Raw genomic sequence first — 13,635 nt, 5'->3', positions numbered from 1 at the left:
AGCGACCGACCCAACCGGCCGATCATCACGAACAGGTCGATGAAGTCCGGCTTCGCGGCCAACAACTCACTGAACTCGTCACAAATGATCAACAAGCTCGGCATCGGCGCCAGCGGCTCCCCCGCCGCCCGCGCCTTCTCGTACTCGAACCGCGAGACGTAGTTACCCGCCGCCCGCAGCAACTCCTGCCGCCGCACCATCTCACCGGCGAGCGCGTCACGCATACGGTCGACCAGCGGCAACTCGTCAACCAGGTTCGTGATCACCGCGCTGGTGTGCGGCAACGCCTCCAACGAGGCGAACGTCGCGCCACCCTTGAAGTCCACCAGGACGAAGTTCAGCTCCTCCGACGGGTGGCGCGTCGCCAGCGCCGCGACGATCGTCCGTAGCAACTCGCTCTTGCCGGAGCCGGTCGCGCCGATGAGCAGGCCGTGCGGTCCCATCCCCGCCCGGGCCGACTCCTTCAGGTCCAGCACGACGGGCTGCCCGTCCAGCTCGAACCCGATGGGTACCCGGAGGTGCTGCTCCGAACTCGCGGTGGCGGCAGCGCCCTCGAAGGCCGCAAGCGCTGCGTAGTCGGCGAATCCGAGGATCTCCAACGCCTCGTCCCGGGACTCCCAGGCGGCTCGCGCACCCGAGGAGTCCCGGGACACCGGCGGCAGCCCCCACGCCTGGGCGATCATGGAGATCATCGGCGTCGCGCCGTTGGAGACCGCGACGCCGAACTCCGCACCGAGGTCGGGGTCGACGTCGGTCACGGTCAACTCGGGAAGGGCGATGCGGAACGTGCGCCGCCCCTGGATGGCCCAACCGGGCATCGACAGAGGCAGGCGGGCGGCATGGTCCGGGTCGACCCTCGACTCCCGCGGATCCGACAGGCGGGTCTCGATCCGCAGCTGCGGCAGCTCGATCAGCTCCTGCGGAATGGACCGCCAACTGCGCTCGACCACAGCGAGGTGGAACCCGTACCCCAGGCCCTTGTTGGCCAGCTCGACGACCCGCCCGGTGAAGTCGGGTTGCAGCGCGACGAAGTCCTGCCATCGGTCCACGACGAGGAAGATGTCCGGCTGCGGGCCCTCGTCCAGGCTGCCGCGTCGCGCCCGGAGACTGGCCGGTGACTCCAACTCGTGCTCACGGAACAGGCGCTTGCGTCGCAGCACGTCGTCCTCGAGCTGGCTCAGCAGCTTGCCCAGCTCGACCACCTGGTCGTCGCCCAGGACCGTCTCGACGTGCGGCAGCTTCCGCATCGGGCCGAGCCAGTTGCCACCCGATTCGAGGCAGTGGAACACGACCTCGTCGGCCGAGTGGGTGAGCGCGAGCCCACTGATGATCGTACGGAGCAGGGTGGTCTTACCCATCCCGGGACGCCCCACGATCAGCAGGTGCCCCTCCGACGAGGCGAGATCGAGCGTGACCGGTTCCCCGCTCGGCTGGTCGAGGCGATGGCGCAGGCCGACCGGCACCGTGAGCGGCCCACGCTGACGCCACTCGACGGCGCACAGCTTCACGTCGTCCCGGGCCCGCAACGGGCCCAGCAGATCACCGAGACGCGGATCCCGAGGGTCGCGCGGATCGCGCGGCCGGTGATGGCCGTCGCGGGACAACGCGATGTGCACCTCGCTGCTCGCGCGGCCGAACTGGCACGGCGACTGCTCGGTCGTCCGCTTGGGCAGCTCCAACTGCACGTACCGCCACAGGTCCTCGGGGGTGATCCGGCCCCGACCGGTCAGGTCGGCGGCGCCGGTGCTCAGGCCCTCGATGATCGTCTCGGTGAAGGCGGAGCGTTGCCGGGGCGTGGCGGCCGTTGCCGGTTGCCCGTCGACGGCGCGCTCGACGGCGTTCGTCGCGGTGATGACGTAGCGGCCGTCACCGGTCTTCAGCTCCCCGTCGAGATCGAGATCCGCCGGAGACTTGGCCTGGTCGAAGGCACCGCTGTAGCAGCAGTCGAGCAGGAGGACCGAACTGGCGGCCTCGGACTCGTCGAGCAACTCGTGCACGAAGGACGCGGATATCGACGTCGACGACAGGCAGTCGACCTCGGTGTTGGCGACCGCCAGGTAGAGCCGGCCCCGCTTGCCGCGGCGGATACCGTGCCCGGAGAAGTAGAGCAGGATCAGGTCTTCCGGCCCGGCGCTGCGCAGCATCGTCTCCATGGTGCGCTCCACCGAGCTCTTCGACTCGTTCTCCAGCAGCACCGTGCGGTCGAAGGCCCCGATGTTGGCGTCGGCCAGCAGACTCTGCAGGTCACGAGCCTCCTCTCGCGGCGCGTAGAGGTCGGCCAACGAGTCGTCGATGTAGCGGTCGTTGGCGATGAGCAGAGCCAGGCGCTGTCCCATCGTCTACCTCCCGTCACCGCCGCGGCGCTCGCCCGGGGCGATCACGGCCTGCTCGGAGCCGGACGAGGCGAGGGCCGCGTCGGGCCGGTGCGGCGTCCGGATGATCCGCGCCAGCTCGGCGACGAGGAGTGGATCGTCGATCCGGGTGCTTCCCGTGATCACCAACTCGGTCTCGCCGCTGCGTACGGTGATCGACCGCGCTCTGGTCCGTTCGGTGTAGGCGATCGCGACCTGGACGATCGCGCGCATCGTGGTGGCCGAGAAGAGACCACCCACCACCAGCATTCCCAGCTCCCACGCCTCGGGTGACTTCGTCCCCGGACCGGGTACGGGACCGGACGCCGGGGTCACCCGTATCCGGGAGACCGCCCGCAGGTCCTCGGCGAGCCCCTGGGTGAGGGTGTCGAGTCGTTCGGCGGGCATCGGGTGCTCCGGTTCCACGACCATCGTCAGCTCCACCGTCGCCACCCCTTCCGGCACCCGTCCGCCCACCCTCCACATTCAACACCAAGCCGGCACCTCGCTCATTCCCCGAACAGGAGCGGCGGCCCGTGGGCCCGGACGACGGGGGGCAGATCCACCGACGGTCGTCTATGGACAGGGCGGCCTGTTAACGCTAACGTAACGACGGCCGTTGATAACTGACCGTCACTAGGCCCTCTACCTGCTGGTCCTGGTTGCGCGGTCGACGTCGTTCGCGGCGCGGGCAGGTGGAGCGTGGCCGGCACGGGACGGCCCGAGATCACCACCGGGCGACCCGCGCCGAGGGCCGGACGATGGATGCCTGACCACGGGCGCCCCCGGGTCGGCATCACCCCCTGCGGCCAGGAGCCGTGGTCGTCCATCTGCCCCCGCGCGTCTGCTCCACACCACAGCCACCGTCACCGCCGACCGCCGCGCCCCCGGGCCGGGTCGTGGGCGGCGACCGTAACGCCGCGTACCCGTCTCCCGTGGTCCGCCGACCACACCGTCCGCACGCGCCTGCCCGGCGCCGGACAGCTCGGGAATCGCCGTACGCGCCCGCGGACCGGGCCACGTCCCGCCGTTCCCCCTGCTCAGAGTCCGGGCCCGAGCAGGGGGAACGGGTCGCGGTCCAGCACACCCCCACCTCTCACCGTCAAGGAGAGCACGTGCGACTCAGACAACTCCGCCACCGGCGTCCGGCGCTCGCCGCCGTGGCCGCCACACTCGTGCTCACCGGCGCCGCCACCATCCAGACCGGCGCCTCGGCGGCCGCGGCCGGGTGCCAGGTCACCTACGCGGTCAACTCGCAGTGGCAGGACGGCTTCGGTGCCAACGTCACCATCACCAACCTGGGGGACGCCGTCAACGGATGGCGACTGACCTGGAACTTCGCCGCCGGTCAGACCGTCACCCAGCTCTGGAACGGCAGCTACACACAGGCGGGTAGCCAGCTCACCGTCACCAACGTCGCCTACAACGCCAGCATCCCCACCAACGGCAGCACGAGCTTCGGCTTCAACGGCAGTTGGACCGGCAGCAACCCGACGCCGACCTCCTTCGTCCTCAACGGCACGACCTGCAACGGCGTGGTGGACCCGACCACGCCGCCGCCGACCACGCCGCCGCCCACCACGCCACCGCCCACCACGCCACCGCCCACCACGCCGCCACCGACGACGCCACCACCCACCACGCCGCCGCCGACGACTCCGCCACCCACCACCCCGCCGCCGACCACGACACTGCCCTGCGACATCTACACGGCGGGCGGCACTCCCTGCGTCGCGGCGCACAGCACCACCCGCGCCCTGTACGCCTCCTACAACGGCTCGCTCTACCAGGTCCGCCGTTCGTCGGACAACACCACCCGCAACATCGGCGTGCTCAGCGCGGGCGGGCGGGCCAACTCCGCGACCCAGGACAGTTTCTGCGCCAACACCACGTGCGTCATCACGGTGATCTACGACCAGTCGGGGCGCGGCAACAACCTCGGCTACCAGGGAGCCGGGGGCATCGGGGGCGCCGTACAGCCCGCGGTCGCGACCCGGGAGTCGTTGACTGTCGGCGGAAACAGGGTCTACTCGCTCTACATCAACGGCAACAGCAGCTACTGGCGTGACGGGCACCTGACCGGCGTCCCGACCGGTGCCGCACCCGAGGGCATGTACATGGTCACCAGCGGTACGCACGTCAACAGCGGCTGCTGCTTCGACTACGGCAACAGCGAGACCACCCGCCGCGCCGACGGCCGAGGCACGATGGACGCCATCTACTTCGGCACGAGCTGCTGGTTCGGTGGCTGCTCGGGCAGCGGCCCCTGGGTGCAGGCCGACCTGGAGTGGGGACTGTTCCCGGGCGGCAGCAGCTCGTGGAACCCCAACCAGCGGGCATTCAACAGCAAGTTCGTCACCGCGACGCTGAAGAACAACGGCACGACGCGCTTCGCCATCAAGGGCAGCAACGCCCAGTCCGGAAACCTCTACACGCTCTGGGACGGCTCGCTGCCCTCGGGCTACAACCCGATGAGGAAGCAGGGCGCCATCATCCTGGGCAGCGGTGGCGACTGCTGCATCGACAACTCCAACCAGAGCGTCGGCACCTTCTACGAGGGCGCCATGGTCGCCGGCTACCCGTCCGACGCGACCGAGAACGCGGTGCAGGCGAACATCGTCGCCGCCGGCTACCGCTGAGAGTGCGTGGCCGCCGCCGCAGCGCACGACGGCGGCCACGAGCGGGCGCACACGCCCACACGGCCCGGCCCGGGAGTGGTCCCGGGCCGGGCCGCGCGAGGCATTCAGGCCGCGCGCCCGCCCGCATTCATCGGGTACGACCTCAGCCGCGCGTCCACTTCTGACTGTTGCCGCCGTTGCAGGCGGCGAGCACCACCTGGGTGCTGTTGGCCGTCCCACCGGCGTTCGGCGAGAGGCACAGACCGGACTGCACACCGGTGACGGAGCCGTCGGTGTTGAGGTTCCACTGCTGGTTGGTTCCACCGGTGCAGTCCCAGATGATCACCCGGGTTCCCGCGGTCGTCCCAGCGCCCTCGGCGTCGAGGCACTTGTTGCCGTACACCTGGAGCTGCCGGCTCGCGGTCGCGGCCCACTGCTGGTTGACGCCGGAGTTGCAGTCCCACAGCGCCACCTGGGTGCCGTTCGTCCGGGACTGCGCCGGGACGTCCAGACAGCGGCTGGCGGCGGAGTTGCGCAACGGACCGGTCGTGCCGCCCGGGGGCGTGGTCGTCGGGGGCGTGGTCGTCGGGGGCGGCGTCGTCGCGCCGGTGGTGTCGAAGCCGAGGAACCGGATGGCCTGCGCGGCGTCGAACGGGATGGAGTGGCCGTAGCCCTGGAAGCTGATCGCCTCGACCGGCGCGGTGCCGCCGGTGCCCCCGTAGCGGGTGCGGGTGGCACTGGTCTGCGGGTAGTCGGTGTAGCTCGGGGTCTGGGAGACACCCTGCACGTTGGTCCACTGCTTGATCTGCTCGCCGAAGTTGACGTAGCTCAGCGTGGTGTCCGTGGTGCCGTGCCAGATCTGGAACCGGGGACGCTTGCCCGTGTAGCCGGGGTACGCGTTGCGCACCAGATCGCCCCACTGCTGCGGGGTTCTGACGATCCGCCCGCCGGAGCACTCGCTGTTCCACTCGGCGCCGTTCGTGGTGGCGAAGCAGCCGAACGGGACGCCGGAGGAGCTGACTCCGGCGTTGAACAGGTCCGGGTAGAGACCGACCATGACGTTGGTCATCATGGCGCCCGAGGAGAAGCCGGCGACACCGACACGGTCCGGGTCGACCGGGTAGCGGCTCCGGACGTAATCGATCATGGACTTGAGGCCGACCGGGTCGCTGCCACCGTCACGCCGCAGAGCCTGCGGGGAGGAGACGTCCCAGCACTTGCTGCTCCGGGTGACGGACGGGTAGATCACGATGTAGCCGTAGCGGTCGGCCAGCGTGCTGAGTCCGAACCCGCTGTGCACGGCCGGGCCGCTGCCGGTGCAGTAGTGCAGGGCGAGCAGGAGAGCCGGGCGGGCCGCCACCCGGTCCGGCACGTACAGGTGCATCTGCAGGTTCGTCGGATTGGTGCCGAAGTTGGTCACCTGGGTGAGCGTCGCGGCCGACGCCGGGGTGGCGACCGTGACCACGGCCGTCATCGTCGCCAGAGCCGTCGCCAGTGCGGCGGCCAGCAGTGCGAACCTCGTTCTCATGGGCGGTTCCTTCTTGGTTGGTGGCAGCGGGGTGGTGGAGGTGCCGCACGGGAAGGACGTCCGGACCGGTCGTCCGGGAGACGTCCACGGGGGCGTGCGACGTCGGCCGCGCGTTGCCGGCGGCTGTTGACAGGTCCTGAAGCGACGTCCACATGCCCTGGGGGACGTCGGGAGTGCGAGGTCCGAAGCGGTGGCTCGCCCGGTGAGCCGTCGATGCTGTCGTCCTCGACATCGACTGTGAGCGATAACATCCTGTTCGTCAAGCCGTGTCGAAGGTGGCGTGAGCGCTCGACCGGCGCGCCTGTCGAGGTGTCAGCCCGCGCGGCGACGCCGATCGGCGGCAGGCATCATGTCGGCGTGAACTCAACCCTGGCCGCTCTGCTCGGCTCCGCGATCACCGCCTTCGCCTCACTGCTCGTGGTGTGGGTGCACAGCCGGGTCAAGCGGCGGCAGCGCGAGCGGGCCGAGCTTCAGCGGGCGTACGTCCTGGTGCTGTCCGGCGCGCTGCGCCTCGCGCACAAGGCCGAGGCGTTGCGGCAGACCGGGTACTGGCGGTCGGGTCTGCCGGAGGCGGGCAACGGCCTGCTCGGCGGGCACAAGCCGCTGGGGCCGATGGCGCTGCACGACTGGCTGACCCGGGACATGACCACCGTGGAGGCCGCCTGGTCGGAGATCTGGACGCGCGCGGACCAGGACGGCGTCGCTCTGGCCAACGGGCTCATGACCGCGTACAACGCCGTACTGGCCGCCGCGTTGCAGGCCAGCGGCAGGGAACCGTTCGAGGCGTCGGACGAGATGACCATCGCCAGCCGCCGCCTCGGCGAGGCACGTCGGCACCTCGCCCTGCACGCCCGCCGGGTCGTCAAGCTGGGCCCGCGCGACATCGACCTGTTCACCGAGCGCGAGCACGGCGTACCGGTGGGCTGACGTCCCGCGCGGTCGGCGCCGACGGGTCACCGGGCCGGTCGGGGACGTCGACGCGGACAGCGCCTGTCGCGAAAGGGCCGCCACCGTCCGTGACGGTGGCGGCCCTTTGGTGCGTCGGACGTCAGCGCCGCTCGGGTGCGACCTTCGACGCGGCCTCCGTGGATACCTGGTCGATCGCGGGTGCCCCGTCGACCGCGTCGGCGGCCACCGCGACCGACGTGGCCGCGTCCGGCAGGTCGAGACTGGTCCGCAGGGTCACCGGCCTGAGCAGGAGCGCGGCGATGACGCCGACCACCCCGATGGCCGCCGAGATGAGGAAGATGTGTCCGGTGGCGTCGCCGTACGCGGCCCGCACGATGTGCTGAACCCCGTCCGGCAGCGCGGTGATGTTGAGGTTGCTGTCGCCGCCACTGCCGGAGGTGGGGATACCGGCGGCGGTCAGGTCGCGCGTGATCTGGTCGGTGACCCGGTGGGCGAGCACCGCACCGAGCACCGAGACGCCGACGGCGCCGCCGAGTGACCGGAAGAACGCGACGCTGGAGCTGGCCGCGCCGATGTCCTTGAGGGCCACCGTGTTCTGGACGGCGAGGACGAGGTTCTGCATGGTCATGCCGACGCCGGTGCCGACGATGAACATGCCGATGCCGACCAGCACGAGAGACGTCTCGTGGTCGATGGTGCCGAGCAGGCCGAACCCGGCGACGAGGATGATCGAGCCGGCGACGATGTACGGCTTGATCCGGCCGGTCCGGGTGATCAGCCGGCCGGCGATGATCGAGGAGCCGAGGACACCGGCCATCAGCGGGATGGTGAGCAGGCCGGCCTCCGTCGGGCTGTAACCGCGGCCGATCTGGAAGTACTGACCCAGGAAGACCGCGCCGCCGAACATGGCCATGCCGACCGCGAGGCTGCCCAGGATGGCCAGGGCGGTGGTGTGCTGACGCACGATGCTGAGCGGGACGACGGGCTCGGCCGCCCGCGACTCGACCCAGACCGCCAGGGCGAGCAGGAGGAGTGAGCCGACCACCATTGCCGCGCTCTGCCACGACACCCAGGCGAACGAGCTGTCGACGAAGGAGATCCAGATCAGCAGCACGCTCACGCCGGCGGCGATCAGGCTCGCACCCAGGTAGTCGATCTTGACGTTGTCCCGCCGGAACGTCGGTAGGTGCAGGGTCACCTGGAGCAGGATCAGCGCGACGACGGCGACCGGCACCCCCACGAAGAAGCACCAGCGCCAGCCGAGCCAGGACGTGTCGACGATGAGTCCGCCGAGCAGCGGGCCACCGACTGTCGCCACCGCCATGACGCCGCCGAGGTAGCCGTTGTAGCGACCCCGCTCGCGCGGCGGGATCATGGCGGCGATCGCCACCTGGACGAGCGCCTGGAGGCCGCCGACCCCGATGCCCTGGAACGCGCGGGCCGCGATGAGCTGACCCGCGCTCTGCGAGAAGCCCGCGATGACCGAGCCCAGCAGGAAGACCACGATGGCGACCTGGATGAGGAGCTTCTTGTTGAACAGGTCGGCCAGCTTGCCCCAGATCGGGGTGGTGGCCGTCGCGGTGAGCAGGGTGGCGGTGACCACCCAGGTGTACTGGGTCTGGGAGCCGTTCAACGCGCCGATGATCTTGGGAAGCGCGGTCGAGACGACTGTACTGCTCAACATCGCGACGAAGAGCACCAGCAGCAGACCGCTGAGCGCCTCGAGGGTCTGCCGATGGCTCATCGGCTCGGCGCCGGCCGTGGTGGTGGGTGCGCTCATCGCGCGGCCTCCCGCTTGTCGTGGGTTCCGAAACGACAACCAGGAGTACGCGGATGACGTGCAGCGGGCATCCGCACACCTGAGTTGGTTGCCTCACGCAAGCATCTACCGATCTTGCCCATTCGGCAAGTTTGCCCATTGAGAAGCCGATCACTCGACGTACGCTGACGGCGATGGACGAGATCACCGGCCTGCGGGAGCGCAAGAAGGCAGCCACCCGCCTCGCCCTGCACGAGTCAGCCCTGCGCCTCGCCGCCGAGCAGGGCCCCGACGGCGTGACGGTCGAAGCGATCGCCGACGCCGCCAACGTCTCCCGGCGGACGTTCTCGAACTACTTCTCCAACAAGGAGGAGGCGCTCTTCTACGGCGACACGCTGCGCCTGCGCCGACTGTTGCAGTTGGTGCGTGAGCGGCCGGACGGCGAGCCGCCGTGGACCGTGTTGAGCCGGGCGGCCGAGCACTTCACCGCGGAGACGTCGCGCGAGCGCGACCACGGTTGGCTGACCCGACGTCGACAGTTGCGCGGGCATCCGGGCCTGGCCGCGCACCAGGTCGCGGCGTACACCGCGATCGAGCGCGAGTTGGCCGCCGAGCTCGCGCAGCGTCTCACCGGTGCGGAGGTGGCGCTGCGCGCCCGCCTGTTGACCGCTACCTTCCTGGCCGTCCTGCGCGTCGCCATCCAGCACTGGATCGACCACCCGGGCCACGACCTGCTGGAGATCGTGCGAACCGCGCTCAGCGAGGTCGCTCCCCCGCCGGCCGCAGGGCCGGCGGGGGAGCCGAGGTCCTGATCGGCGTCAGCGGTAGCCGGCGCCCACCACATTCGCCTGGACCGCGTTCTCGGTCGCGTCGGACGGGTAACCCGCGACCATGGCCCCTTCGTAGAACGTTCCGGCGCTCAGGTTCGCGCCTCCGTCGGGCTTGCAGCAGTCGCCGCCGCTGCCCAGGATGATCGCGCCCTGCTTCTTCATCGGGCTGTAGCCGGACGGCAGGGAGCCGTCCCACAGCGTGTAGAGGCTGCCCGACTGCGCGTCACTGCCCTTCATCGCGAAGCGGGACGTGCCGTTGTTCTTCAACGTCGCCGTGACGAACTTGCTGGTGAACGCCCGCTGGTTCGGGTTCCACGAGCTGCTGCCACCCGGGAACAGACCCCACTCCAGGTCGGCCTGCACCCACGGACCGCTGCCGGAGCAGCCACCGAACCAGCACTGCTTGCCGAAGTTGATGGCGTCCATCGCGCCAGCGGCGTCGGCCTTACGCGTCGTCTCGCTGTTGCCGTAGTCGAAGCAGCAGCCACTGTTGACGTGCGTACCGCTGGTGACCATGTACATGCCCTCCGGCGCCGCACCGGTCGGTACGCCGGTCAGGTGCCCGTCACGCCAGTAGCTGTTACCCGGGTTGATGTAGAGCGAGTACGCCTTGGTGCCGCCCACCGTCAGGGACTCGGTGGTCGCGGTGGCCGGCCTGCTCTGCGGCGAGCCCGGAACCACGCTCGACCCCTGGTACCAGAGGTCGTTGCCGCGCCCGGACTGGTCGAACACGACAGTGATCACGCAGGTCGTGCCGGAGCAGAACGAGTCCTGCGTCGCCGCGTTGGCGGTGCCGCCCGTGCCGGTCAGACCGATGTTGCGGGTGGTGTTGTCCGACGAGCGTCGGACCTGGTAGAGGTTGCCGGCGTACGCCGCGTAGAGGGCTCGCGTCGTGCTGTGGGCCGCCACGCACGGGGTGCCGCCGGAGGCGTAGATGTCGCACGGGCGCGCGCCGCTCGGCGGTGGGGTCGTCGTCGGTGGGGTCGTGGTCGGTGGGGTCGTGGTCGGCGGAGTCGTGGTCGGTGGGGCGGTGGGCGAGGTCCACTGTTGGTTGGCGCCGCCGTTGCAGGCCCAGAGGATCAGCTTGGTGCCGTTCGCGGTGGCCGCGCCGTTCGCGTCGAGACACAGCCCCGACTGCACACCGGTGATGGTGCCGTTGCTGTTGACGTTCCACTGCTGGTTGGTCTGGCCGTTGCAGTCCCAGATGATCGCCTGCGTGCCGTTGGTGGTGCCTCGGCCGGACGCGTCCAGGCACTTGTTGCCGTACACCGAGAGCTGCTTGCTCGACGTCCAGGTCCAGGTCTGACCGGCCGCGCCGTTGCAGTCCCACAGCTGGGCCTGAGTGCCGTTGGTCGTGCTGGAGTTGGGAACCTCGACGCATCGACCGGACGGGACGCCGACGATCGTGGTGCTCTGCCCGGGCACGATGGCCGCCGCCATGGCGGCGGCCTCCGCGGCGGACGACGAGGCACCGGCCGTCGCGCCGACGGTGACGAGGACGAGGGCGCCGGCCACCGCGCCGGCCAGGACGGCCAGGCGCGGGAGGCGACGTCTCGGGATGGGTTCGTGGGCCAGGCCGGGCCCGGAGGGGGACGGGGTACGCACGGGATGCTCCTGGAGAGTCGTGGCAGCGCATGGGGTGTGCCGACGCGCCGCGGAGGTGGTGGCGGGGCTGGCGAATCGATTCGTGACGATCGTATGAGCGCGTTTTGATCAGTGTCAATGAAAGCCCGGTCGACGGGATTCCGGCGGTGGCCGCCCGTGCCGGCGGCCACCGCCGGGGCTCGCGTGCTGCCTACCGCCCCCAGATCCGCCAGGTCTGGTTCAGCGGGCTGCCCTGGCTGACGGCGTTGCAGGGCCACTGGATGACCGACGCGCGGGCCGCCGTGGAGACCCCGTTGACGTCGACGCACTTGCCACTGTGCCGGGCCACGAGTTGGTAGTCGTGCGCATCGTTGCCGGAGTAGGTCACCTTCCGGAGGGCGAACTGCTGGTTCGTGGCGTTCTGGCAGGTTCGCTGGATGACCGCGGCGGAGTTGGCGGTGGAAGCACCGCTGACGTCGAGGCACTTGCCGCTCTGCTGGTTGACCACCGTGTACGTGTTGGCCACGCCGGCGACCGGCTGGAAGTTCCAGAGCTGCTGGTCACCGCCCTCGCAGTAGAACTGCTGCTGCGCGTTGCCGTCGGCGGTGCTCAGGTTGGTGTTGTCCAGGCACTGCTGCGAGTGCTGGGCGACCGCCACCGACTGGAAGCCGGCGTCGGAGGGCGGCAGCAGGGTCACCGTGTACGTGTCGTTCTGGTTGCCGTACGGCAGCGTCACCGTGGCGTTGTTGTTGGACAGGTTGACGACGGTGTTCGAGACCGTGACCGGCCCCTGCACCGCGCCACCGTTGTTGTACGGGATGCGCTGCGTGAGCACCCGCACCTGGTTGTTCTGCACCACGCCACTCGTCGTGTCGAGACGTTGCAGGTTGACGGCCAGGTTCCCGGTCGTACGACCGCCGCCGACCAGGACCTTCGCCACCCCGCTCGCCTTCGTGGCGTACGCGTCGTAGGACTGGCTGCCGGTCACCGCCACGATCTGCCCTGCCTGGGAGGCGTAGTAGCGGTAGACCCACCACTCCCCCTTGGGCTGGTGCTGACCGGCCGAGTTGCGGACCAGCAGGTTGCCGAGGTCGTTGTGCAGGTTGCCGGCGCTGGCCCAGTTGGCCCGCAGACCGTCCGCCCCGGCGCGCTCCAGGCGCGAGATGTACCAGGCGCCGTCGGCGGGGTTCTGCTCGTTGGACGCCCCGTACTCGTTGATCTGGTAAGGACGGGGATGCGGGATGCCGCGCGGATCGAGTGTGGCGTTGGCGGCCGCGACGTTGGCGACCGGGTCACCCGGCAGGGAGTGCCAGCTGATGATGTCCGGCACGGTGTTCGTCGAGCGGACGAAGTCGAGGTACTGGTTCCAGAACGCGTGCGAGGTCGACGGCACGCAGGCGCAGCTCGGCCCGACGATGAGCTGGTTGGGGAACTCCGTGCGGAGCCGCTGGTACGTGCGTCGCCAGAGTTCGAGGTACTGGGAGATCGGCCGGTTCCAGAAGATGGTGATGTTGGGTTCGTTCCAGATGTCCCACTGCACGGTCAGCCCGGACGCCCGGACGTCGCCGATGACGCGGTTCAGGAAGTTGTCGTAGTCCGTCCAGTTGCCGTTGTCGCCGGGAAAGCGCGAGATGCCGGCGCCGTCGGCACCCCACAGGTCGTGCGGCAGCAGGATGAACTGCCCGCCGAGGGCGGCGGTCCGGCGCGCCTGGGCGAGGGTGGCGTTCCAGCGGCGGTCGTAGTTTCCGCCGACCCAGCCACTGCCGGGCAGTTGCGCGCCGCCGGCCCGCATGTAGCGGAAGTTGACGTCGCGGTAGAAGTGGTCGGGTGGGCCACTGGCGTTCTCGGTCATGCCGTAGATCCAGCCGGACGCACGGTAGGTCGGCGTGCCGGTGGTCGTGGAGAAGTTCACGCTTATCGACTCGTCGGCGGCCTGGGCGGGGGACGCGGCGACGGTGACGGCCGTGGTGGCGGCGAGCAGGCCGACGACGAGTCGGGCGACGAGCGCGTGCGCTCGGCCGGGCCTGCTGCGGGACGGGGTTTTCACGGGCGGCTC

General features: G+C 70.0%; 9 protein-coding genes. 3 read left to right on the top strand and 6 right to left on the bottom strand.

The genetic code is table 11. From position 1 onward, the window contains the following. Together ABZV06_RS27505 and ABZV06_RS27500 are read right to left on the bottom strand one after the other, a co-directional pair. Window positions 1–2,336 (bottom strand): FtsK/SpoIIIE domain-containing protein (locus ABZV06_RS27505; protein WP_355625092.1); only part of this gene is annotated, 2,336 nt, incomplete at its 3' end. Between the two features lie 3 nt (window positions 2,337–2,339). Continuing rightward, entirely contained in the window at window positions 2,340–2,828 is a 489-nt protein-coding gene (locus ABZV06_RS27500; protein WP_355248360.1) for a hypothetical protein, read from the bottom strand. Window positions 2,829–3,466: 638 nt separating this feature from the next. Between ABZV06_RS27500 and ABZV06_RS27495 the strand changes: the two genes are divergently transcribed. Further along, entirely contained in the window at window positions 3,467–4,990 is a 1,524-nt protein-coding gene (locus ABZV06_RS27495) for an arabinofuranosidase catalytic domain-containing protein (protein WP_355625090.1), read from the top strand. Window positions 4,991–5,132: 142 nt separating this feature from the next. Here the strand turns inward: ABZV06_RS27495 and ABZV06_RS27490 are convergent, their stop codons facing one another. After that, window positions 5,133–6,497: a PHB depolymerase family esterase gene (locus tag ABZV06_RS27490; protein ID WP_355625088.1), complete on the bottom strand. Its 1,365-nt coding sequence runs from the start codon at window positions 6,495–6,497 to the stop codon at window positions 5,133–5,135. Between the two features lie 357 nt (window positions 6,498–6,854). Here ABZV06_RS27490 and ABZV06_RS27485 point away from each other — a divergent pair, with 357 nt between their 5' ends. Beyond that, a complete protein-coding gene (locus tag ABZV06_RS27485; protein ID WP_355248351.1) occupies window positions 6,855–7,424 on the top strand; it encodes a hypothetical protein in 570 nt (189 codons plus the stop codon). A gap of 121 nt (window positions 7,425–7,545) precedes the next feature. Here the strand turns inward: ABZV06_RS27485 and ABZV06_RS27480 are convergent, their stop codons facing one another. Continuing rightward, window positions 7,546–9,186: an MDR family MFS transporter gene (locus tag ABZV06_RS27480; protein WP_355248348.1), complete on the bottom strand. Its 1,641-nt coding sequence runs from the start codon at window positions 9,184–9,186 to the stop codon at window positions 7,546–7,548. Between the two features lie 173 nt (window positions 9,187–9,359). Here ABZV06_RS27480 and ABZV06_RS27475 point away from each other — a divergent pair, with 173 nt between their 5' ends. Then, on the top strand, window positions 9,360–9,977 hold the full coding sequence (locus ABZV06_RS27475) for a TetR family transcriptional regulator (RefSeq protein WP_355248345.1): 618 nt from the start codon (window positions 9,360–9,362) through the stop codon (window positions 9,975–9,977). 6 nt (window positions 9,978–9,983) lie between these two features. Here the strand turns inward: ABZV06_RS27475 and ABZV06_RS27470 are convergent, their stop codons facing one another. Together ABZV06_RS27470 and ABZV06_RS27465 are read right to left on the bottom strand one after the other, a co-directional pair. Beyond that, window positions 9,984–11,600, bottom strand: a complete 1,617-nt coding sequence (locus ABZV06_RS27470) for an arabinofuranosidase catalytic domain-containing protein (protein ID WP_355625087.1) — start codon at window positions 11,598–11,600, stop codon at window positions 9,984–9,986. A 190-nt stretch (window positions 11,601–11,790) separates the two neighbouring features. Continuing rightward, entirely contained in the window at window positions 11,791–13,626 is a 1,836-nt protein-coding gene (locus ABZV06_RS27465; RefSeq protein ID WP_355248339.1) for an RICIN domain-containing protein, read from the bottom strand. Window positions 13,627–13,635 lie beyond the last annotated feature (9 nt).

Origin of the sequence: Micromonospora sp. NPDC005172 (assembly GCF_040608555.1) — a bacterium.
Taxonomy (GTDB): Bacteria; Actinomycetota; Actinomycetes; order Mycobacteriales; family Micromonosporaceae; genus Micromonospora.
Note: the sequence above shows the minus strand (reverse complement) of the source record. Positions and strands in the feature narration are given on the sequence as shown.